Below are 19,468 nucleotides of genomic sequence, written 5' to 3' on the forward strand. Positions count from 1 at the left end.
CCGTTATCGCTTAGGCGTCAGCCAGCATCTTTTCAGCTTTGGCTTTCGCCTCATCGATATTGCCGACCATGTAGAAGGCCTGCTCTGGCAGATGGTCATACTCGCCCGCGATCAGGCCTTTGAATGCCGTGATCGTGTCTTCGAGTTTCACCTGCACGCCCGGCGAACCGGTGAAGATTTCAGCCACATCGAACGGCTGCGACAGGAAGCGCTCAACCTTACGGGCGCGAGCCACGGCCAGTTTGTCGTCTTCCGACAGTTCGTCCATGCCGAGGATGGCGATGATGTCCTGCAGTTCCTTGTAGCGCTGCAGGATTTCCTGCACGCCGCGCGCCACGTTGTAGTGGTCTTCGCCGACGACCATCGGGTCAAGGATACGGCTGGTGGAGTCCAGCGGGTCCACAGCGGGGTAGATGCCCTTTTCAGAGATCGCGCGGTTTAGAACCGTGGTCGCATCAAGGTGGGCAAACGATGTGGCAGGCGCAGGGTCGGTAAGGTCATCGGCCGGCACGTACACGGCCTGAACCGAGGTGATCGACCCCTTGTTCGTCGAGGTAATGCGTTCCTGCAGCATACCCATGTCGGTTGCCAGCGTGGGCTGGTAGCCCACAGCGGACGGGATACGGCCCAGAAGTGCGGACACCTCAGCGCCGGCCTGGGTGAAGCGGAAGATGTTGTCGACGAAGAACAGAACGTCCTTGCCCTCTTCATCGCGGAAGTATTCAGCCTGGCAGAGGCCCGTGAGGGCGATACGGGCACGCGCGCCCGGAGGCTCGTTCATCTGACCGTAGACCAGTGCGATCCGGCTCTCGCCTTCCAGGTTGATAACCTTGGATTCGATCATCTCGTGGTACAGGTCGTTTCCTTCGCGGGTCCGTTCACCGACACCGGCGAACACCGAGTAGCCACCGAACAGTTTCGCGATGTTATTGATCAGTTCCATGATCAGAACCGTCTTGCCCACACCGGCACCGCCGAACAGGCCAATCTTGCCGCCCTTCACGTATGGGCAGAGCAGGTCGATGACCTTGATACCGGTGACGAGCACTTCGGATTCGGTCGATTGGTCGACGAATTCAGGCGCTTCTGCGTGGATCGAGCGGCGCATGTCTGTATCTACCGCGCCGCGTTCGTCGATCGGCTCACCGATCACGTTCATGATGCGGCCGAGTGTGGCCGGGCCGACGGGAACCATGATTGGAGCGCCGGTATCGGCAACTGCCTGACCGCGCACGAGCCCCTCAGAGGAGTCCATGGCGATGGTGCGGACCGTGTTCTGGCCGAGGTGCTGGGCAACCTCAAGCATCAGGCGGTTGCCATTATTGTCGGTTTCGAGCGCGTTGAGGATGGCGGGCAGTTCGCCGTCGAATTCGACGTCGACAACAGCACCGATAACCTGGGACACGCGGCCTTTAGCGTTTGCGGGAGTGCTCATGCGGGTCGTCTCCTTTGGAGCGGGTATATGGATACAGTCTTGGCCATTTAGAGTGCCTCAGCTCCGGAGATGATCTCAATCAACTCCTTCGTGATCTGGGCTTGGCGGGCGCGGTTATATTCCATCGACAGCGAGTCGATCATCTCGCCGGCATTGTTGGTAGCATTGTCCATCGCCGTCATGCGGCTGGCTTGTTCGCCAGCAGCGCTTTCCAGTATCGCAGACAGGATCTGCGTATTGATGTAGCGCGGCAACAGTGTCTCGAGAATGGCTTCTTCGGATGGCTCATAGATATAGAGTGCATTGCCGAGATCGACCGTTTCTGCATCCTCTGGCGCAGACGCCGGGATCAATTGTTGAGCCGTCGGAAGCTGGCTGAGCACGTTTACGAATTGGGAATAGACCAACGTGGCGACGTCGAACTCACCTGCTTCGAATTCATGGGTCAGCAACTTTCCGAGGCTAATGGCGGACTCCGAGAAGTCCCCGCCCTTAACGCCGGACAAATCAATATGGTTGACGATGAGGTCGCCATATTCGCGGGACAGCTGTTCGCGGCCCTTCTTGCCCACCGTGAGAATTTTCACGGTTTTACCCTCGGCGCGTAGCTCACCAATTTTTTGCTTGGCAAGTTTTACAACATAGGTGTTGAAGCCGCCGGCAAGGCCACGTTCCGCCGTCAGCACGACGATCAGGTGAGTCTTGTCCTCACCGGTTCCGGTCAGGAGTTTTGGTCCGCCCGCGCCAGCCGAAGCTGAGAGGTTGGCCAGAACCGAGGCCATGCGTTCGGCATAGGGCCGCGCAGCTGTCGCGGCGTCTTGCGCCCGCTTCAGCTTTGCTGCCGCGACCATCTGCATGGCCTTCGTGATCTTGCGCGTGGATTTCACGCTGCTGATCCGGTTCTTGAGGTCCTTCAAGCTGGGCATGTCAGGCCTTCTGGTTCTTCGTTCTCAATCTGCGGGTGATATCAGGCGAATTTCGCCGTGAAGTCGTCGAGCGTCTTTTTGATGCCGGCTTCGATGTCGTCCGTGAGGGCTTTCTCCTCACGAATTTTCGACAAGAGATCCGTCTTGGCACCGCGAATGTGAGCAAGCAGCTCTTTCTCGTACCGGGTGACGTCTTTCAGCTCGACCTTGTCGAGATAGCCGCGTGTACCGGCATAGATCACGAAGACCTGTTCTTCCATCAGCAACGGCGAGTATTGTGGCTGCTTCAGGAGCTCGGTCAGACGCGCACCACGGTTCAGCAGGCGCTGAGTTGCGGCGTCGAGGTCAGAGCCGAATTTCGCAAAGGCAGCCATTTCGCGATACTGGGCGAGTTCACCCTTCATCGAACCGGCGACCTTCTTCATCGCCTTGGTCTGAGCAGCGGACCCCACACGGGACACCGACAGGCCGACGTTCACAGCTGGGCGGATACCCTGATAGAATAGGTCCGTTTCAAGGAAGATCTGGCCATCGGTGATAGAGATCACGTTCGTCGGGATGTAGGCCGACACGTCGTTGGCCTGGGTTTCAATGATTGGCAGGGCCGTCAGGGAGCCGTTGCCAGCCGCATCGCCCATTTTGGCGGCGCGCTCAAGCAGGCGGCTGTGAAGGTAGAACACGTCGCCCGGATAAGCTTCGCGACCTGGAGGACGACGCAACAGCAGGGACATCTGGCGATACGCCACAGCCTGCTTGGACAGGTCATCATAAATGATCAGGGCATGCATGCCGTTGTCGCGGAACCACTCACCCATGGCGCAGCCGGTGAAGGGTGCAAGGTACTGGAGCGGAGCCGGCTCGGAAGCCGTTGCGGAGACGACGATCGTGTAGTCGAGGGCGCCGCGCTCTTCGAGTGTCTTGACGACCTGGGCCACGGTAGAACGCTTCTGACCGATAGCGACATACACACAGAACAGCTTTTCGCTTTCGCTCTTGGCGGCATCATTGGTCGGCTTCTGGTTCAGGATGGTGTCGATGCACACGGCGGTCTTGCCGGTCTGGCGATCACCAATGACGAGTTCGCGCTGACCGCGGCCAACCGGGATCATGGCATCAATAGCCTTGATACCCGTCATCATGGGCTCGTGAACGGATTTGCGCGGGATGATGCCCGGGGCCTTTACGTCAACACGTGCGCGCTCAGCAACGTCGGTCAGCGGGCCCTTGCCGTCGATTGGCTCACCCAGCGGGTTCACGACGCGACCGAGCAGGCCTTTGCCTACCGGCGCGGCCACGATCTCGTCGAGACGTTTGACGGTGTCGCCTTCCTTGATCGAGCGGTCGTCGCCGAAAATCACGACGCCGACATTGTCGCTTTCAAGGTTCAGCGCCATGCCTTTGATGCCGCCGTCGAATTCAACCATTTCGCCAGCCTGTACGCTGTCGAGACCGTAGATGCGGGCGATACCGTCGCCAACTGACAGAACCTGACCGACATCGGAAACTTCAGCTTCAACGCCAAAGTTTTCGATCTGCGATTTCAGGATGCCCGAAATTTCTGCTGGTGAGATGTCCATCGAGCTACTCATGCTCCCTTCATGGCGGTGTTCATGCGATCAAGTTTGGCAGCAAGGCTTGCGTCAACGAGCTGAGAGCCGATGCGCAGCTGAATGCCGCCGATCAGCGAGGGATCAACCTCACTGGACAATTCGACCTCGCCGCCAACGGCCTTTGCGAGGATAGATTCGATACGCTGGCGCTCGGCACCAGACATTTCCTTTGCGGTTCGAACAACGGCGCGCTTCACGCCGCGCTGTTTCGCATACAATTCGTCAAAGGCGATTTGGGCACCCAGAATATCCTGAGAACGGCCATTGCGTGCCATTACGCCCACGAAATTCACGAGAAGTCCGGAGAAGCCGGCCTTTTTCATGATTGCCGACAGGCCAGAAACTTTTTCATCTGCAGAAAAGGCCGGAGACGCCATCAGTGTGGCGAGGTCTTTAGCCTCTCCCGGGAGCTTTGCAAAAGCCTGAAAATCCTTGTGGACACTGGCGAGCTCACCCTTGTCCTGAGCAAGGTCGAACAGAGCGCTGGCATAGCGCCGGGCAGCTTCGCTCGCTTGTGTCACTTTAGATGCAGCCAAGGTTCTGTCGTCCGTGGTTGAGTCGGCCAAATCGACCGGAAATACAAAGCAAGGCACCGCACCCTTCGGCACGCGCCCATACAAACTGTGCGCCGCTTAGCATCAGTCTTTCAGCCTGACAACAGAGCCAAAGACGCAATGTATGCGGCGAAATGGCATTCACTGCAAAACCATGGGCTTACAGGAAAGAGTAAGGATCAATGTCGACTGACATCCTCACCGCATTTGGCAGCCTCAACCGAGCGATCCATGCTGCCATATAGGCTGAAAGGTCAATGTTCTTGGGCGATTTCACGAGAAAGCGCCGACGGTGACGGCCCCTGAGCACGGCGATTGGAGCGGGCGCTGGCCCGAAAACCTCAACGCCCTCACCATTGGGCGCTTGCTGTATGATTTGCAGCGCGATTTCATCCACTTGCTGCGCAGACGGCGCAGACAGAATCATTGCGGCGAGTCGTCCAAAAGGCGGGAGGCCAAGTTCCGCGCGAACTTCCCGCTCGATCTGCAAAAATCCGTCACGGTTATTGTCGGCCAGCGCCATCATGGCAGGATTGTCGGGCGCATAAGTCTGAACCAGTGCGCGCCCGGGGCGCTCGGCCCGCCCTGCCCTGCCCGCAACCTGGCTGAGCAATTGGTAGGTCCGCTCACCAGCGCGCAAGTCTCCGCCCTTCATGCCGCTGTCAGCATCTACAACACCAACCAGGGTAAGATTTGGGAAATTGTGTCCCTTGGCCACGATCTGCGTGCCGATCAGGACATCAATTTCACCTTGCTCCATTCGCTCCACGATCCCGCGCGTCGCCTCCCCACCCTGTGCAGTATCGGAAGAAAAGATTTCGATGCGGGCGTCCGGCAGCAGGGTTCTGACCTCTTCGGCCACGCGCTCGACGCCCGGCCCAACCCCCATCAGCGAGTCAGCGGCCCCGCAATGGGGACAGGCCTTTGGCTTGGGAATGGAATAGCCGGTAACATGACACACCAGACGCCCCGTATAACGGTGCTCGGTCAGCCAGTTCTCTGTACCGGGTGTCTTTAAACGTTCACCGCAGCTCTTGCAGAGTACCAAGGGTGCGTAACCCCGGCGGTTGAGAAACAAGAGAGTTTGTTCGCCCACCGCCAGCGTTTCCTGCATGGCATGTATCAGGTGAGGCGACAGCCAGTGATTTCGCTCCGGCGGCGCGCGGCGCAAATCAACCAGATCAACGTCCGGCAGTCGTGAAGCACCCGGACGCGCGGACAGTTGCAGGCGGTGATACCGGCCTGTCTCTGCGTTCACCACTGTCTCAAGCGCGGGCGTCGCAGAGGCAAGCACGACAATTGCGCCTTCGAGCTTCGCGCGCATCACCGCCATATCGCGCGCATGATAGGTGACTCCGTCTTCCTGTTTATAGCTGCCATCATGTTCTTCATCGATGATGATGAGTTTCAGCTTATGGAATGGCAGGAACAGGGCGGATCGCGCCCCGATTACAATGCGGGCACGACCATGCGCCACTTCCCGCCACGTCCGGCGGCGTTCCTTGTCGGACAAGCCGGAATGCCAAGGCGCCGGCTTGGCACCAAACCGCACTTCGAACCGAGACAGAATGGCCTGCGTCAGAGCAATTTCCGGCAATAGAACCAGTATCTGCGCCTCCGGGTCCGTTCGCAAAGACTCTGCGATGGCCTCAAAATAGACTTCGGTTTTTCCCGAGCCGGTGACACCATCAATCAGGAAGGTCGAAAAGCCGCGCGCGCTGACGGCCTGTTTCAACGCGTCAGCAGCCTCAGACTGTTCGTCTGTCAGCGTAGCGCCTGGCAAGTCAGGTGATGGCACATCAAACGGAAGATCTGTCTGCATGGATCGAGCCCGCAACACGCCCGCTTCAGCCAGTCCCTTCACGACGCTAGACGACACGCCTGCTGCCTCGGCAAGCGTCGAGGCAGTCTGAGCGCCCAGCTGCTCGGCTGCCTCGATCAGTTTGGTGCGGGCTTCGGTGACACGTGGGGGTGACTCACCGGTTAGGTGATAGACCGTCTCCGTAGGTGACGGCTCAAGACCGCCCCGCGAGCGCAGCGCCATACCCAATACATGTCCCGGATGAGAAACTGTGTAACGCGCAGCCCATTGGACGAATTCCCGCATGGCAGCCGTCATGGGTGGCGTTGGATAGACTCCACCCACGTCTTTCAGTTTCCGACCTTCGCCTGCACTGTCTGGCAATAACTCCAGTACAACGCCCAGCCGTTCATACTTGCCGAGCGGCGCCGCGACATAAGAGCCTTCCTGAACGTCGAGCCCGTCCGGAACCGCATAATCGAATGGTTCGGGCAACGGCAATGGAAAGAGAATCCGGGCGACAGGCATGGGCAATCCCCTAGCGCGTCCACCTTATAGTGTCGAACCCCTCACGACATTCGCAGGCGTCAGCGAAACTCCACACCTTCAAACTCACCACTCTGTCGCCAAGCGGAAATATGTGCAAAATAAGCGCGCGGGCCGCCCGGATGCCCAACCGCATACTTGTTCAGTTCCGTCAGGCCCTTGCCTTCATTGTTGTAGTAACCGGGCGTACAGTCGGGGGATCCGATCATCATGCCAGAACCACTCAGCACAAGGTCGACCCAGGCATCCTGAGCCGTGTCGGTCGGCTCGACTTCAGAAAATCCATTTTTCTCCGTGTGCGACACAATCGCGGAGATGGTGTTTGCATGGTCCACGATGTTATGCGGCACATTGGAGATCAGGTTCGCTGCCTGACTTGGCTGGACAATGAAGGCGTTTGGAAACCCGTGAACCTGATTGCCATGTAGCGTGCGCATACCGTCACGCCAACAGGCCGAAAGTGTCTGCCCGTCCCGACCGACAAGATCAAAGCCAGCGCGCGATGTATAGGTCGACCCCACCTCGAAGCCCGACGCATAGATGATGCAATCGACTTCATACTCCAAACCATTGGCGACCAAAGCCGTCTCGGTTATCCGCTCAACTCCCTGACCGTCTGTGTCGACGAGTTGCGTGCCCGGCTCGTTGAATGCTTGCAAATAGGAGTCGTGAAAGCACGGACGTTTGCAGAGTTGACGGTACCACGCTTTCAGCTTGCCTGCGGTTTCGGAATCTTCGACGATAGAATCCACGCGGCTACGGATTTCCTCCATCTTTTCAAAGTCGGCATCTTCGAAGGCAACCATCATGTTCTGGGGCGTCCACTCACTCGGGGGAAGCGCCATGACTTTCTCGCGGATGCGGCGCGATAATTCGGTCCAGCCGTCCATTACGAGATCTGTCTCCGGCAAGCCCTGCGACTGGTTTTCCACGAAATTGTCGTACCAGCGCTGTTGCCAGCCCGGCCCCGCGACTTCCTTGAACCAGTCCGGGTCAATAGGCGCATTGTTCCGAACGTCCACGGAGGATGGTGTACGCTGGAACACCAGCAATTGTTTCGCTGACCTGGCCAGGTGCGGTACGCACTGGATCGATGTGGCGCCCGTCCCGATCAGTGCGACCCGCTTGTCGGCAAGCTTGTCCATATGAGCACCGGACGGATCGCCGCCGGTATAGTCGTAGTCCCACCGACTGGTGTGAAACGCCTTTCCGCCGAACGATTCAATACCGGGGATGCCGGGCAGTTTCGCGACGTGCAGCGGCCCGGTCCCCATACCCACATATTTTGCCGTGAATGCATCGCCGCGAGAGGTGCGCACCAGCCAGTGACTCGCGGCATCATTCCATTCCAGCGCCGTTACTTCGGTATGGAATAGCGCCTTGTCGTAGAGATCGAACTGCGACGCGATGCGTTTGCAGTGGTCTCGGATTTCCGGGGCATGGGCGTATTTCTCGGTGGGCATATGCCCTGTCTCTTCGAGCAGGGGCATATAGATCATCGACGCTGTATCACATTGCGCACCCGGATAGCGGTTCCAATACCAGGTGCCGCCGACGTCGCCGCCTTTTTCAACAATTCGAACATCATCAATACCGGCCCGTTTGAGCCGAGCGCCGACAACGAGGCCGGCAAACCCACCACCAATAAAGGCAAACTTCACATGATCTGTTACAGGCGCCCGCTCGATCACGGGCATATGGGGATCATCGGACAGGTCTTCGAATTCGGCCAGTCGCTTGTACTGGGCGTTTCCCTCGGGCCTGATCCGCTTGTCACGCTCGGCGCGGTACTTCTGCTTGATCTTGTCCTTGTCCAGCGCGGTGATGCTCATTTCCTACCCCATAAGAATGCGGATTAGGTCCGCTTATAGGATCAACTTGCCTACCTTCCCCAAACGGAAATCAAGCAGGTTTCAAGTTCAAAATGGCGCGTTCTATTTCCTGCATGAGATCTGCCCTGGAGGGGCCTGTCATGCCTTCATCATCAGCCACTTCAAGCATCCTTACATCATAAGCCCAGCGATGCAGCAGTTCGAGCTTGATCTCGTCCGAACAGGGTATCCTCATGAGGTCACTGACTGAATGGAATACAGACGCGGGATCGAGCATTGTCGCGTCGAGGTCGATGTCCAGCGATCGACTGGATTGGTACAGTTTCTCAAGATATAGCTGCCGCGCCAGGTACGATTCTGCGGCGGCACGATCTGGGAATATCTTGCCTGATACATAGAAAACGCCGCTACCGTCGTCGACAATCGTCTCATCTTGTTGATCACTCGCCCGAACGGTAAGCACCGGCGCCTTTGGAGCATAGCCATGGTCTGGAAGGCCGTGCAGATGAACATCCTTGCCCGAATGAGCCTTTAGTATTTGCACTGCGCGACGCTCATCCCCCGCATTCCATGTTCGAACCCAGAGGGTCAGGCCACCGTGCTTGATCTGATCGGCAACATATTCGCCATGCTCTTTACCAATCAGCTTTGCCAATACAGCGCCAATAACGGCTCCGCTTCCGCCGCCGAGAACCAACGCCGCGAGCGCAGCAGCCATAGCACCACCGGACGCCACAACCGGAATGAGGCCTGCAACCGCACCAATGTAGATGAGGCCGCCAATCACCGCGCCCTCTGCGTTGCCAACATCCTCCTCTGCCACATAGGCGATCCGGGGCGTGGAAAAATCGTCCTCGATTTCAGCGACCCTCCGATAAGCGTGTCCAAGCTTCTTTTCCACACTATCTGTTGCTGCGAGCAGCGATATCTCGGCTCGATTGAACCCGTGGGACAGAAGGTCGTCGATCGCCCCTTGCAGTGCATCCTCGGATTCAAACACGCCCACGGCTTCGCGAACCTGCAGTTCTTGGGCGTCGCTCATCATCCAACCTCCTGTGCCTAGGCCGCAATCTATCGCAATACTGACCGCTGAAATAATCCGGCACACTACGTAGACGACCGAGTGCCTACCCCAGCGATACACCTTGCCAGTTTCAGCCAGCGCCCCTACCCCTTTCAGGGATGACAAATACAATCTCCACCGGCTATGAGCCCATGACGTCGATTGAGGCGATCACGTCTGGCCTCGAATCCGTCGGCTACATTTCGACCCAGCAGATCTCGACTGCTGTTTTCCTGGCACTTGGCCTGCGCAAACCGATCTTGATTGAAGGGCCTGCAGGCGTCGGCAAGACCGATCTCGCTGCCTCGCTTTCGCGTTGGCTGGACGTGCCACTGCTGCGCCTGCAATGCTATGAGGGCCTTGATGAAGGCAAAGCGCTGTATGAGTGGAAGTATGGCAAGCAGCTCCTCTACACTCAGTTGCTCAAGGAAAAGCTGAACGAGGTCGTCGGCGATGAGAAATCGCTCGAATCCTCGCTGGCCAAACTCGGTTCCTTTGAAGACCTTTTCTTTTCGGAACAGTTTCTCGAGGCTCGCCCCCTGCTGACCGCCATGCGCCAGTCCGCAGGCAGCGTTCTCCTGGTCGACGAGATCGACAAGTCTGATGAGGAATTTGAAGCCTTTTTGCTCGAAGTCCTGTCAGATTATCAGGTAACCGTACCGGAGATCGGCACGATCAAGGCCAATGTTCCGCCGATAGTTATTCTGACTTCGAATAATGTACGCGAATTGGGAGACGCCTTGAAGCGGCGCTGCCTGCACCTTCATATCGGCTTCCCGGACCACAAGCGCGAGCAGCGCATTGTGCAAGCGCGCGTGGAAGGCATCTCGGAAGACTTACTCAACCAGATGGTCAGCTTCGTTCAGTCGGTGCGAGACCTGGACATAAAGAAGCAGCCTTCGATTGCCGAGACCGTCGATTGGGCGAAAACATTGCTGTTGCTCCACGCAAATGCCCTCGATGAGCGCTTCGTCAAGGACACGCTGAATGTATTGCTCAAGCATGAGAGCGACATTGCCGCCGTGTCCGGAGATGTACCAAAACTTGTCCGTGAAGCGACCAATGGCAAACCTGCCTATGCGGGACAGATCACACGCTGATCCGGAACTGATATGGACCGTCAGATCACCAGCTTCATTCGGGCCCTGCGCGCATCAAATGTGCGGGTATCAACCGGTGAGGCATTGGACGCGGCACGCGCTGTATCCGTCGCGGGCTATGCTGACCGCACCCTCCTGAAGGATTCCCTCCGGTGCACGCTGGCCAAATCTCCGGATGAGGCCATTACGTTTGACGAGTTGTTCGATTCCTTTTTTGCCAAGCGAAATCTTTCGAGTGCGGACAAGTCTGACTCCGACGGCGATGCATCACGGGACTCACCCTCAGGCCAGCCTGACCCTGTCGAGTTGATGGATTCCGGAGATGAGGTCGCGATCGCCGCTGCACTTGAGCGCGCCGCCGAGGCAGTCGATGCGGACGATATCCGATTTTCAACGCAGATCGCCTACTACGCCCAACAAATGCTCAAGCAGATGGGGGGAGAGAAACTGCAGGAACGCATGATGCAGGCGTTCGATGAGCGCAGCGAGGAAGGCGAAGCTGAAGCTGAACGCCTGATCGAGATGCGACGCGAACTGACCAAGCGGGCGCGCGAGCGGGTCCAACGAAGCTATGATATTTTCGGCAAGGGCGAGACTGAACAGTTCCGCAATGAATTTGCGGAAAACAAGAAACTGTCGGCTATTGAGTTGAGCGACATGGCGAGAATGAAAGTGCTTGTCGCACGGATCGCCAAGCGGCTTGCTGTGAAACACTCACGCCGGCGGAGAAAGAAAAATCGTGGCCAGCTCGACATACGCCGCACCATGCGCGCAAATGCTGGCGTTGATGGCGTGCCATTCAACGTTGTGTGGCGCCAGAAGAAGCGGGAGCGGCCCAAGATCGTCGTGATTTGCGACGTTTCCGGTTCCGTGGCCCGCTATGTTCGCTTTTTGCTGTTGTTGTTATGGTCCATGAAGGACGTCGTTCCGGACATGCATGCCTTTGCCTTTTCTAACAAGCTGGTCGAGGTGGACGATATTCTGGAAGACAATCCCTTTGAGCACGCGATGGATATTATCATCCGTGTGGCCGGCATGGGGTCGACTGACTATGGCCAGGCCTGGTCTGATTTGAAGAAAGATCACGAAGCGCTGGTCGATCGGCGAACAACCATCATCGTTCTTGGCGACGGCCGGTCGAACTATGACGATCCACGAACAGATCTGTTCCGAGGCTTCGCCTCGCGCGCCAAGCGCACCATCTGGCTAAATCCAGAGCCGCTGGCTGCGTGGGGCACAGGGGATAGTGAAATCCCGCGCTACAGGCCCTATTGCTCGACCATGAGCCATGTCGCCACCCTCAAGGATCTTGAGCGCGCCGTAGATGACGTACTGAGCGCGTATTCCTGAATCAAAAAACCCCAGCGCGATGGCTGGGGTTCTTCGTTGGGCTCAAACGAACACCTAAGAACGCTGTGCGCGGCACTCCGGTGTGTTGTTGAACTTTTCCTGAGCTGCCGTAAGGCGCTCGGGCACCGTCTTGCAGTTTTCCGGGACATTCTCTTCACCCAGAACCGCGAGCCGCTTACAAATCTTCGCTTCGTTCTCGACATTGAGATAAGCCGACTGGACTTCAAAACAGACCAGCGCATCAGCGGTGGCTTCTTCAGAGTCCATGAACTGCAGCCAGCTGCGACCTGCGCGGTTACCTGCCTGGCGGAACGCTTCACGTGCACCAGACCGGTCCTCGCGCTCGTAGCGGGACTGGCCGATCATGACATAGGCCGTCGCACGATCCTTGAGGCCACCCATTTTGAGTGCTTGCTGGAGCGCGTCTTCGGTCTCTTCCCATTTCTGGAGGTCAGCATAAGACCGGCCGAGACGTTCGAGCATGGCACCGCCACCACCAGCATCAGCTGCCTGGCGGATGACCGGGATCGCCTTTTCGTGCTCACGAGCAACCTGATAAAGGTTCGCAAGCAATTCGAGGTTTTTGAGAGACTTCGTCACTCGGCCAGCATTCATTTCTTTCTCAAGAATTTGAGCGGCGTGGTAAGGCGCGTTGAAGCGGTTGTAAAAGTTCACAACCCGCATGATCTCGTCTTCCTTTGTCAGCAGGCCCGCCAGATACATGGCCTTCTGCACTTCAAAGGCTTTACGCTCTTCATCGGCCGCAAAATAGTTGCCGGCAATCGCGTCCCAATACTTCCGTTCTGTCGGGTTGCGAACCAGAACTTCTTCCAGAACCGCCGCGAGCTTCGCTTTGTCGTCTACCGCGTTGTAGAGATAGATCAGCAGGTCATAGACTTCCTGCTTGTAGTTATTGCCGTCATCACGCTTGACTTCTTCGGTCCATTTGATGGCCGTGCGGAAATCATCGACGCGCTGGTAGAGGACAGCAAGCTGCCACTTCTGCTGACGGTCTGGCTTGCCGCCAGCCTGTTGCCACTTCTGCATGTATTCGAGCGACTTCTCGACGTTCTCATCCTGCAGGTAGATCTGGGCAATATTGTAATAGGTTTGCGCGGCGTCTTTCGCCGGGATGTAGCCCTTGTCGAGCGCCGACATCAGGTCGCGAATGGCGCCCTGACGATCTCCGCGTTCGATGTTGATATAGGCGGACAGTTTGAGAACTGCGCCTTCCTCGTAGCAATTGAGCTCCATCGCCTTCAGCTGGCCGAGAGCCTGTGCCGCGGCATTGAAGTCCTTGTTCGTCATCGCGGCCTGTTCGGCCTTCAGATAGGTTTCCCCGGTCTTAGATGAAAACTGAGTCTCTTCACAAGCCGCCTGCGCCATAGCGGCGCCGGCACCAAATGCTGCCATCATGCCGGCAAGAACGGCACCTTTCAGGGTAGCTTTAAATCCCATAATTCCTCTCCTGTCCGCAGGGACCGCGGGGTTCAGCTCTTTCAACCGGAATTGACCGGTCGGATCAAGGACTTCCGCGCGCTTTATAAGGCTTTTTATGCTCGCGCGTCGTCCGAGTGTAAATCTGTTACGTTTCGTGCCGAATATGGGTGCAAGCGACACGGTGCGTCAACGATGTACTACAGGGTTTTAATGATTATCACTCCTCATTAAGGCGGAATTCGAGCGGGTAGGTCAGACCGCGCGATTCCTGTGCTTGTCCGTCAATAATTTGTGGGAGGAACTCTGCCCTGGAGACGGACCGACGGGCCTCCGATTCGAAACCTGAGGGCGTGCATTCAGCGGTAACATCAAAGGGCAGACCTCGAGCCGTCAGATTGAAGCGAACGACGCAATCACCTTCCACGTTTCGTTTGGCCATCGCGCTCGGATACGCTGGCAATGGAGGCCGGACGGGCACAGGGGTTCGGTCTCCAACGGGGCTTGCTGTTGTAATGATGGGACCAAGGGACCCGATGGGTGTGCGCGTCGGCACGCCGCCAACATTCACGATGGGCGGCATACCCACGCCTGAAGGTGACATTGTCACTTTCGGTGGAGGGGGAGGTGTTTTGACCTCAATAGGCTCGAATACGAGACGATCTGGTCTCACCCGATCTTCCATCGGGTCCGCGTCGAATACGATCTTGTCCCAAATGCGCTCCGATGGCGTTGCCAGTCTCACTTCGTCCACATGGATCAAATGGTTCATGATTGCGAACAAGCCAATTGTGACAGCAGCGGCAGGAATGGAGGCCATGAGAAACCGACCGGGGTCGGATTGGACTTGAATCCATGAGCGCCATTCTTCGCCGAAGGATAGCGCGGTTCCCGTGCTCGAATTCAAACTGGCTGACATTTCACTTCCTCCATTTTTGTTACTTTATATCATTACTATTCCCAAGCGGCAAGCAAAAGCTTTTTGGAGACACAATCCGGAATCAAAAAAGGGCGCTCCCTGGAGCGCCCTTTTCAAATTTCATCGTCGAACAGGCCTTAGTCGGCCAGTTTGAACTCCAACGGATATACCACATTGCGACGCTCGGCCGCTTTACCGCGAATGATCTTCGGAGCAAATTCAACCTTGCTGACAGCCCGTTCTGCTTCCCGCTTGAAAACACTATCTGTGCAAGTGGCAGAGATGTTGTACGGACGACCGCGTGTATCCACATCGAAGCGAACATCACAGCTGCCTTCCGTGCCACGCTCTGCCGCACGTTGCGGATAAGACGGGGCTGGCGGACGGATTGGCTGGGCATCCCGGTCAGAAATTGCGACCGGGTCGATTGCCAGAGAGTTCATCCGGCCAAGGTTCAGATCCGTCGGCGCAGCACCCTCAATACGGGGCGTTGGCAGATTGATCTGAGACTTGGTTGCCGAAACTTTCGGCGGTGGAGGCGGCTTCTGGGCGGAATCGATCCGCTTCGGCTTCGAGCGCTGACGCACCCGGACATCGGCATCCTGCTGTTGTGGCGTAATCGCCGACAGGACCCGCTGTTCGCTCTGATCAAGTTTCACCTCTTTCACACTGATGAGATAACTCATCATCATGAAGAGTGCGTACACGATCGGAATAGCGATACCGAGTGCAATCAAGAGGCGAAGAAAAGGATTATTTAGCATGTGAATGTCTCCTATTCTCTCGACGCCGACACGTCGATCACGGTCGAACCATCAAGCTTGTTGATGGTCTCCATGAGGTCGACGAGCACTTCAGCTTCTGAAGCTACATCGGCTTGAATGACAATCTTACCACGAGGATTGTCTTCACGCATCTGTTTCAGCGTAAAGGACACCTCATCTGGCGAGACTTCCTTCTTGTCGATGTAGATCTGGCTTTCAGCATTGATCGCAACCAAGATCGCAAGCGGCTTGGCGATTGCCTTGTTGTCCACTTCGGGCCGGACGATATCGACGCCGGGTTCCTTGATGAACTGAGCCGTAACAATGAAGAAGATCAGCAGGATGAAGACCACATCCAGCATTGGAGTGAGGTTTACATCATCCTCAGCTCCTCCACCGCCGGCCATCGATTGACGTTTTCTGCGTGCCATGCGGTGCTCCTCTACTCTGTCTGCGACAGGACAAGGTTCACCCCTGTCGTGTAGCCAGCGTTATAGGCGGCGTCCCGGATAAGGACGATTACCCCGTTTCTCGACTTCGGATGAGCCTGGATCACAACCTGGCTTTCCGGGTTCTCGGCCCGCACGCGCTCAATATTGGCACGAACAGATCCGATGTCAGTGACGCGGCCATTGACCGTGATCAGGTTCGACTCGTCGATATAAATCAGGATAGCCGGAACTTGCGGCTGGTCCTGCTGATCTGGCGAAGGCGGAGGCGGAGGCTCAAGGCCGATCGTCTCTTCCTGGGCAAAAGTCGAGGTCACGATGAAGAAGATCAGCAGGATGAAGACCACGTCCAACATGGGCGTGAGGTCAACATTCGCCTCTTCCGGTGCTCTGTGTGTACGTCCTCGCATCAGCTAATCTCCATCGCATCTTCGACCTGCTGGACCGAGCGGTTAACGCGGCGGTCCATACCGGACGTGAATAGAATGCCTGAGAGCGAGGCGACCATACCTGCCATCGTGGGGATCGTTGCACGAGACACACCGGCCGACATGGCCTTTGCGTCTGCACCGCTGGTGATCGCCATGATGTCGAACACAGCAACCATTCCGGTCACGGTGCCCAGCAGGCCGAGCAGTGGCGCAAGCGCCACCATTGCCTTGGTCAGCTGGACATTCTGTTCCGCTTTCATGCGGACTTCTGATACCAGCTTGTCTTTTACCCAGTGCGCGAGTGTGGATTTCCGGTCGGAGCGCGAACGCCACTCCGCAATCGCATCGGCGGCTACCTGCTTATGTGCGAACCTGAAATAGAACACGCGTTCCAAAATCAGGCCCCACATGAAGAATGTTGCAAGCATAATGACCAGCAACACTGGACCGCCACGATCGAGGAAAGCCTGTAAATCTGCAAAACCCATATCGGGTTACTCCTCGGGTGAACGAGGGGGATGGCTTACGCCATCGCCCCGCGCGTGGATTCCGCTTTCTCGGCGACCAGACCAGCAGCCTGCTCGTCAAGCATCTGCTGGTTGCCGCGTGCCATTGCGGACACAACTGCATGGACCAGAAGAAGCGGGATAGCCGCCACGAGACCGAACACGGTCGTCATAAGGGCAACGGAGATACCACCAGCCATCAGCTTCGGATCGCCGGCACCGTAGATTGTGATCGACGTAAAGGTGATGATCATACCGATAACGGTACCGAGAAGACCGAGCAGAGGTGCAACAGCAGCAAGCACTTTGATGATGTCGTTGAAACGCTCGATGCGTGGGCTCTCGCGCAGGATCTGTTCGTCCAGTTTGAGTTCCAGCGTCTCGATGTCGTTCTGCTTGTTTTGCTCATAAGCTTCGAACACGCGAGCCAGTGGGTTGCCGTCGCCAGCCTGACGGGTTTTCGCCGTCTTGCGCATGGCTCCGCCCATCGTGAAGAGCGTGAACATCTTGTAGAGACCGAGCAGCAGGCCAACAGCCAGAAGCGCCATGATAACAGCACCAACAGGGCCACCCTGCTTCAGGCGATCGCCGAATTCTGGCAGGTCGCCCAGAATGCCGAACAAGTTACCCTTGGATGGGTCAACCGGCGCACGAACGATTTGGTCCGGGCCCGCTTTGACAAGGCTGTTCATCGAAGATGCGAAAGCACCGGAAGGCTGCTTTTTGAACGCCTGGAGGAACGTGTCTCCATTGTCCTTTTTCTTCACTTCAACAAATTTTGTGCCGTCTACGGTCGCCGCGGTGAAGACGCCAACGCGCATCACATCAGCTTCTGCGTTCGACGCGTCCGGGCCAATGCCATCAACCATTGCGGTGAACGACTTTACTTCGGACTGAGCAACCATTTCCTGGATCATGGCTTCCGGAAGACGCTCAAGTTGCGCGCGGTTCGGAAGCGTACGAGCCTCAGCGATTTCAGCGATGCCCTCAACGCGGCCCTGATAATCGAAGTTGGCGAAGGAGTTCGCAATTTCCGGCATGGTTTCGCCAGCTGCGGACCGGAACTGACCAAGCAGTTCCTGGAAGTCACCTGCCTGCTCAGAAACCTGAGCTTCGAGGTCAGCAAGCGTTGCCTCGTTGGCATCAAACTGAGCGCTCAGAGCGCGGCCGCGAGATTCTGCAGCCGCAAGAGCGCCACGGGCGTCCGCCATCTTCTGGGATTGAGCTGCAGTATCAGCCTGGAATTCCCGCAGGCGCTGCTGGTCTTCAGCAGACATCTGGCTGGAGTCCTGACGGACTTTGGCAAGAACATCCTGGAGCGATTGAGCGGAGGCCGGAGCGGACACCGCGATTGAGCCGAGGCCGAGCAGCGTAGCTGCACCGAGAGCCTTCAGCGAGGAATTGAACTTCAACATTATATTACCTCTTAATTCTCTGGTGCCTGCCGACTACTCGACGGAGAACTTCTGAACCGGGGCGAACAGAACGTCTTGCTGGGCTTTTGCCTGTGCAACGCGGATCGCCTTGTCGATATCGGCAGCATAACCGCCCTTGATCTCTTCCCACTCACCGGTCGTGCGGTTGTACCGAGCAGCGTCGCCGTTTGGTGCAGCATAAACGAGCGCAACGCGCCCATACAGGAACATGTCCACCGTGGTCGGGTTACCGTCCAGCGTGATCTCTTCCTGCCAGGTGCTGATCGTGCGGCCGTATTCCATTTCCGCCTGATAGGCATCCATGATCAGGCGATACTGTTCAGCTGGCGTGACGTTCGGCGTTTCCATGACGGCGTCGAGGCCCTCAAGGCGCGTCGTGCGTTCTTCCTGCTTGAATGGGAGGTCAGCCGCGACGAATGCCTTCAGGTTTTCGATCATTTCGAGGAGCATCGGAACCGTTTGGGCGGTGATGTCGTCGATCGAACCAAGTTGTTCGGTCAGAGATTCGATCTCTTCTTCCTGGCTTTTCACAACGAGCGCCTGTTGCTTGGCGTACAGGTCAGCTGCGTCACGGCGCTGAAGCAGGGAGCGGTATTCACGCACCATGTCCGTACGCTCATCGTCCAGCTGGTTGATCTGATCCTGAACTTGCTCGGCGCGCCGGGTGGCCTGCTCGCCGGTATTGAGCGCTTCGCGCAATTGGGCCTGGGCCGGCATGGCCAAGCCCGCAATCAGCGCAGCGGCGAGAACGCCGCGAGCTGGTGACAGAAGTTTCTTCATGAGGTTTGCCTCTCACTCTCCAAACGGTCGCGCAGGTATTGCGCGTAAAAATCGACAGTCAGGCGCCCTGCTCATGAGGACGTCCCGGTTTCAATGCCATGGCCACACACACAATTGGCCTGGTAGTCTAGTGGAAGCCGAAAGGCGTAGAGACGCCCGACCTCTCCCCTGAGCTTTGGAGCGTGGGCCGCTCTCTGTTTATACCCTTTGCCACTCAGACGCCGGGTACGCAACGCCCTTACTTTTGATCCTCAAGGCTAACAACCCTGAATTCGGGGATCAATAAGATGCTTTACGATTCAGTAAGGAAAGTATCGGGCGCGCGCCTATTGGCAACCGGCGTGATACAGTAACGATCAAATTTGTCTCGCGTTGTCTTCCCGCATGGTCGGCGATCTGGAAGACGATGGCTGGGGTGCCAGGATTCGAACCTGGGAATGCCGATACCAAAAACCGGTGCCTTACCACTTGGCGACACCCCAATGAAGGCGCCGAGATAGCCACTCTTGCCGTTGCTGGCAACACCCGA

At 57.1% G+C, this 19,468-nt stretch carries 17 protein-coding genes and 1 tRNA gene; 2 read left to right on the forward strand and 16 right to left on the reverse strand.

Annotated features, from left to right (window positions below):
* Positions 1–10 precede the first annotated feature (10 nt).
* From atpD to B3527_RS02650, 7 genes are all read right to left on the reverse strand, one after another.
* Entirely contained in the window at positions 11–1,435 is a 1,425-nt protein-coding gene (atpD, locus tag B3527_RS02620; protein ID WP_290479583.1) for a F0F1 ATP synthase subunit beta, read from the reverse strand.
* A gap of 47 nt (positions 1,436–1,482) precedes the next feature.
* Entirely contained in the window at positions 1,483–2,361 is an 879-nt protein-coding gene (locus B3527_RS02625) for a F0F1 ATP synthase subunit gamma (RefSeq protein ID WP_290479584.1), read from the reverse strand.
* A 41-nt stretch (positions 2,362–2,402) separates the two neighbouring features.
* Positions 2,403–3,938, reverse strand: coding sequence for a F0F1 ATP synthase subunit alpha (atpA, locus tag B3527_RS02630; protein WP_206993225.1), 1,536 nt, complete (start codon positions 3,936–3,938; stop codon positions 2,403–2,405).
* An 8-nt stretch (positions 3,939–3,946) separates the two neighbouring features.
* On the reverse strand, positions 3,947–4,507 hold the full coding sequence (gene atpH / locus B3527_RS02635) for an ATP synthase F1 subunit delta (RefSeq protein ID WP_034815795.1): 561 nt from the start codon (positions 4,505–4,507) through the stop codon (positions 3,947–3,949).
* 178 nt (positions 4,508–4,685) lie between these two features.
* On the reverse strand, positions 4,686–6,854 hold the full coding sequence (locus B3527_RS02640) for a primosomal protein N' (protein ID WP_290479585.1): 2,169 nt from the start codon (positions 6,852–6,854) through the stop codon (positions 4,686–4,688).
* Positions 6,855–6,913: 59 nt separating this feature from the next.
* A complete protein-coding gene (locus B3527_RS02645) occupies positions 6,914–8,704 on the reverse strand; it encodes a flavin-containing monooxygenase (protein WP_290479586.1) in 1,791 nt (596 codons plus the stop codon).
* Between the two features lie 70 nt (positions 8,705–8,774).
* Positions 8,775–9,746, reverse strand: coding sequence for a hypothetical protein (locus B3527_RS02650; RefSeq protein WP_290479587.1), 972 nt, complete (start codon positions 9,744–9,746; stop codon positions 8,775–8,777).
* Between the two features lie 140 nt (positions 9,747–9,886).
* On the opposite strand from B3527_RS02650, the gene B3527_RS02655 reads away from it, so the two are divergent.
* Entirely contained in the window at positions 9,887–10,867 is a 981-nt protein-coding gene (locus B3527_RS02655) for an AAA family ATPase (protein ID WP_206990677.1), read from the forward strand.
* 12 nt (positions 10,868–10,879) lie between these two features.
* Positions 10,880–12,217, forward strand: coding sequence for a vWA domain-containing protein (locus B3527_RS02660; RefSeq protein ID WP_206990678.1), 1,338 nt, complete (start codon positions 10,880–10,882; stop codon positions 12,215–12,217).
* A gap of 54 nt (positions 12,218–12,271) precedes the next feature.
* Here the strand turns inward: B3527_RS02660 and B3527_RS02665 are convergent, their stop codons facing one another.
* From B3527_RS02665 to B3527_RS02705, 9 genes are all read right to left on the reverse strand, one after another.
* Positions 12,272–13,675 (reverse strand): tetratricopeptide repeat protein, encoded by a 1,404-nt coding sequence (locus tag B3527_RS02665; protein ID WP_206990679.1) that lies wholly within the window; start codon positions 13,673–13,675, stop codon positions 12,272–12,274.
* A 199-nt stretch (positions 13,676–13,874) separates the two neighbouring features.
* Positions 13,875–14,573, reverse strand: a complete 699-nt coding sequence (locus B3527_RS02670; protein ID WP_290488424.1) for a TonB family protein — start codon at positions 14,571–14,573, stop codon at positions 13,875–13,877.
* 137 nt (positions 14,574–14,710) lie between these two features.
* Positions 14,711–15,337, reverse strand: a complete 627-nt coding sequence (locus B3527_RS02675; protein ID WP_034815649.1) for an energy transducer TonB — start codon at positions 15,335–15,337, stop codon at positions 14,711–14,713.
* 11 nt (positions 15,338–15,348) lie between these two features.
* Complete coding sequence (locus tag B3527_RS02680) at positions 15,349–15,768, reverse strand: ExbD/TolR family protein (protein WP_034815652.1); 420 nt, start codon at positions 15,766–15,768, stop codon at positions 15,349–15,351.
* A gap of 11 nt (positions 15,769–15,779) precedes the next feature.
* Entirely contained in the window at positions 15,780–16,196 is a 417-nt protein-coding gene (locus tag B3527_RS02685) for an ExbD/TolR family protein (RefSeq protein WP_034815654.1), read from the reverse strand.
* Positions 16,196–16,705, reverse strand: coding sequence for a MotA/TolQ/ExbB proton channel family protein (locus B3527_RS02690; protein WP_027838575.1), 510 nt, complete (start codon positions 16,703–16,705; stop codon positions 16,196–16,198). Before B3527_RS02690 ends, B3527_RS02685 begins: the two co-directional genes overlap by 1 nt.
* A 35-nt stretch (positions 16,706–16,740) precedes the next feature.
* Positions 16,741–18,138, reverse strand: a complete 1,398-nt coding sequence (locus B3527_RS02695) for a MotA/TolQ/ExbB proton channel family protein (protein WP_290479590.1) — start codon at positions 18,136–18,138, stop codon at positions 16,741–16,743.
* 33 nt (positions 18,139–18,171) lie between these two features.
* Positions 18,172–18,939, reverse strand: a complete 768-nt coding sequence (locus tag B3527_RS02700; RefSeq protein ID WP_034815659.1) for a DUF3450 domain-containing protein — start codon at positions 18,937–18,939, stop codon at positions 18,172–18,174.
* Between the two features lie 407 nt (positions 18,940–19,346).
* Positions 19,347–19,421: transfer RNA gene (locus B3527_RS02705), tRNA-Gln, on the reverse strand.
* Positions 19,422–19,468 lie beyond the last annotated feature (47 nt).

The sequence above is a fragment of the Hyphomonas sp. UBA4505 genome, assembly GCF_002388685.1.
Taxonomy (GTDB): Bacteria; Pseudomonadota; Alphaproteobacteria; order Caulobacterales; family Hyphomonadaceae; genus Hyphomonas.

Bases quoted from the DNA above. Each gene is read 5' to 3' on its own strand.
- atpD (WP_290479583.1), bottom strand. From the start codon at position 1,435: ATGAGCACTCCCGCAAACGCTAAAGGCCGCGTGTCCCAGGTTATCGGT.
- B3527_RS02625 (WP_290479584.1), bottom strand. From the start codon at position 2,361: ATGCCCAGCTTGAAGGACCTCAAGAACCGGATCAGCAGCGTGAAATCC.
- atpA (WP_206993225.1), bottom strand. From the start codon at position 3,938: ATGGACATCTCACCAGCAGAAATTTCGGGCATCCTGAAATCGCAGATC.
- B3527_RS02640 (WP_290479585.1), bottom strand. From the start codon at position 6,854: ATGCCTGTCGCCCGGATTCTCTTTCCATTGCCGTTGCCCGAACCATTC.
- B3527_RS02645 (WP_290479586.1), bottom strand. From the start codon at position 8,704: ATGAGCATCACCGCGCTGGACAAGGACAAGATCAAGCAGAAGTACCGC.
- B3527_RS02650 (WP_290479587.1), bottom strand. From the start codon at position 9,746: ATGAGCGACGCCCAAGAACTGCAGGTTCGCGAAGCCGTGGGCGTGTTT.
- B3527_RS02655 (WP_206990677.1), top strand. From the start codon at position 9,887: ATGACAAATACAATCTCCACCGGCTATGAGCCCATGACGTCGATTGAG.
- B3527_RS02660 (WP_206990678.1), top strand. From the start codon at position 10,880: ATGGACCGTCAGATCACCAGCTTCATTCGGGCCCTGCGCGCATCAAAT.
- B3527_RS02665 (WP_206990679.1), bottom strand. From the start codon at position 13,675: ATGGGATTTAAAGCTACCCTGAAAGGTGCCGTTCTTGCCGGCATGATG.
- B3527_RS02670 (WP_290488424.1), bottom strand. From the start codon at position 14,573: ATGTCAGCCAGTTTGAATTCGAGCACGGGAACCGCGCTATCCTTCGGC.
- B3527_RS02675 (WP_034815649.1), bottom strand. From the start codon at position 15,337: ATGCTAAATAATCCTTTTCTTCGCCTCTTGATTGCACTCGGTATCGCT.
- B3527_RS02680 (WP_034815652.1), bottom strand. From the start codon at position 15,768: ATGGCACGCAGAAAACGTCAATCGATGGCCGGCGGTGGAGGAGCTGAG.
- B3527_RS02685 (WP_034815654.1), bottom strand. From the start codon at position 16,196: ATGCGAGGACGTACACACAGAGCACCGGAAGAGGCGAATGTTGACCTC.
- B3527_RS02690 (WP_027838575.1), bottom strand. From the start codon at position 16,705: ATGGGTTTTGCAGATTTACAGGCTTTCCTCGATCGTGGCGGTCCAGTG.
- B3527_RS02695 (WP_290479590.1), bottom strand. From the start codon at position 18,138: ATGTTGAAGTTCAATTCCTCGCTGAAGGCTCTCGGTGCAGCTACGCTG.
- B3527_RS02700 (WP_034815659.1), bottom strand. From the start codon at position 18,939: ATGAAGAAACTTCTGTCACCAGCTCGCGGCGTTCTCGCCGCTGCGCTG.